This window comes from Roseivirga sp. UBA1976 (assembly GCF_002336325.1).
Taxonomy (GTDB): domain Bacteria; phylum Bacteroidota; class Bacteroidia; order Cytophagales; family Cyclobacteriaceae; genus Roseivirga; species Roseivirga thermotolerans.
On sequence record NZ_DDDQ01000175.1, the window covers coordinates 1 to 412 of the forward strand.

The 412-nt window shown below is 43.7% G+C and carries 1 protein-coding gene; it reads left to right on the top strand.

Going from position 1 to position 412, the window contains the following annotated elements:
• Positions 1-412, top strand: a 412-nt coding sequence (locus B3763_RS18070; protein WP_286748273.1) for a DUF3641 domain-containing protein, incomplete at both ends; no start/stop codon positions are given.

Sequence of the window (412 nt, forward strand, 5' to 3'; positions counted from 1 at the left end):
CACAAAGTGAATGTAGTTTCTTCTTTGCCCTCTTTTACCGCAAGAAGAACTGATGCACAGCGAGGCGATGGGGTTTTTAATAAGAGTATTGAGGCTCTGAAGATGCTAAATGCAGTAGGTTACGGAAAAGAGAATACCGGTCTTAAACTAGATCTGGTCTATAATCCTTCAGGAGCCTATCTGCCGGACGATCAGGCGGTGTTGGAGCAGGAATATAAACATAAGCTAAAAGACGGTTTTGGTATTGAATTCAACCAACTATATGCCATTACTAATCTGCCGGTGAGTCGGTTTTTGGATTACCTGCTCAACTCAGGCAATTACGAAGAGTATATGAGTGAGCTGGCCAATGCTTTTAACCCGGTTGCAGCAGAAGGAGTAATGTGCCGAAACATGATTTCCATTGGCTGGG